Annotated in this window: 1 protein-coding gene; it reads right to left on the reverse strand. The window is 64.9% G+C overall.

Features of this window, described 5'->3' with window-relative positions:
* Positions 1 to 89: 89 nt before the first annotated feature.
* Positions 90 to 1,340 (reverse strand): group II intron reverse transcriptase/maturase, encoded by a 1,251-nt coding sequence (ltrA, locus tag DEH69_RS06290; RefSeq protein WP_113685887.1) that lies wholly within the window; start codon positions 1,338 to 1,340, stop codon positions 90 to 92.
* Positions 1,341 to 1,763 lie beyond the last annotated feature (423 nt).

The raw sequence follows: 1,763 nt of genomic DNA on the forward strand, positions 1-1,763 counted from the left end.
GTCGGGTGGCCCGGAGGGGTCTCGCCTCCGGGCTCCCACAGATCCCGGCGTGACAGTCTCCCGTCACCGGGCTCTTCTCAACCTCACCGTCAGAACTCCGGGACCCACCGCCAGTGCGCGAAGAAGCGCGGGTACTGGCGGGTTGTGCGCTTCCATGCGGCGTGCGCCTTGTTGAAGGTCCTCAACCGTTTGTACTTCTTCCTCATCCAGCGCACCAGGTAGACGTTGATGCGCCTGAGCAGCGGATACAGCTCCGACCGGTAGAAGCGGCCGTAGTAGTTCATCCATCCCGACACGATCGGGTTGAGCCATCGTGCGAGGTCCTGCTCGGACAGGGAGGTGCGGCGGTGCAGCCTCCAGGACCACACCGTCTCGCTCATCTGCCGGATGGCGGTCTTGGAGACCGCCGGACCGAAGCCGGTGAACACGGTCCCCCGCCTGCTGCGGACCGCCCGAGCCCGGAACGTGAACCCCAAGAAGTCGAACGCCGTGTGCTCGAAGGAGCCTTGACGCTTCCCGTCCTTGCAGTAGACGATCCGGGTCTTGTCCGGGTGGAGCCGCAGCCCGACCTGTTCCATCCGCGCGCTGATCGCCGAGACCAGCATCTGGGCCTGGCGCTCAGTGCGGCAGTGCACCACCGCGTCATCGACGTACCGCTCGAACGACACCGACGGGAAGCGCCGGGCCATCCACTGGTCGAACGCGTAGTGCAGGAACAGGTTGGCCAGCACGGGCGAGACCGCCGACCCCTGAGGGGTTCCCCGGCATCGTTCGGCCTGCGAGCCGTCGGCTCGTTGCACGGGAGCGGCAAGCCACCGCTTCACATACAACACGACCCAGGCCTGGTCGGTGTTGACCTCGACCGCCTTGACGATCAGATCCCAGGGGACGCTGTCGAAGAACTTCTGGATGTCGAGGTCGACAACCCAGTCGTTGCCCCAGCAGCGCTCCCGGCACCTGGCCACCGCGTCCAGCGCAGACCGACCTGGCCGATACCCGTATGAGTCGGGATGGAACTTCGGTTCCACCGCCTGCTCCAGCCGGGCGGCCACGACGGTCTGCGCGATGCGGTCCGCGATGGTCGGCACCCCCAGAACTCGGATGCCGTCGCCATGCGCTTTCGGGATCTCCACCGCCAGCACGGGAGGAGGGAAATAACTGCCCGAGGCCATCCGGTTCCAGATCTTGTAGAGGTTGCCCTTCAGATCCTTCTCGAAGTCCTCGATCGAGCAGCCGTCCACTCCCGGTGCTCCCTTGTTGGCCCGCACCTTCTGATAAGCGTCCCAGACCTCCTGTTTGGAAATGTTGAACGGCTTGCCTGATGGTCTCTGCTCGTCCACGCGACTCCTCCCGGCCGCCGCAACGCCCGGTTGATCTCATCAACGAACTACGGTCAAGCCAGCCCCTTCGCTCCCCGCCCCACCGCATCAAGCAGGAGGGATCGTCACTACTACGGACCGGTCCGCCTGCGCATCCCGCGACGGTACTCACCCCCTCGCGTTTCAGACGCTTGGGGAACTCCCTCTCGCCGCGCCCCCTGTTTCAGGACGCGGGCTGTGTCGGGACACGCCATCCCACGTTCCACACGAGAGCAGCAGATCCAGATCGCGCCACCTCTGCGCCGGACACCGCCTGGCCAATACTCGGGCACCCGCCAGACTTATCCCGGGTTGAGCTTAAAGACCCGGTTTCGATGTCACCTCATACCTAACGACGCTTCCGCGGAGAACCTCTCACGAGGCTTTCGATGCAACGCCTTCTTG

The organism is Streptomyces sp. PT12, from assembly GCF_003311645.1.
Taxonomy (GTDB): Bacteria; Actinomycetota; Actinomycetes; order Streptomycetales; family Streptomycetaceae; genus Streptomyces.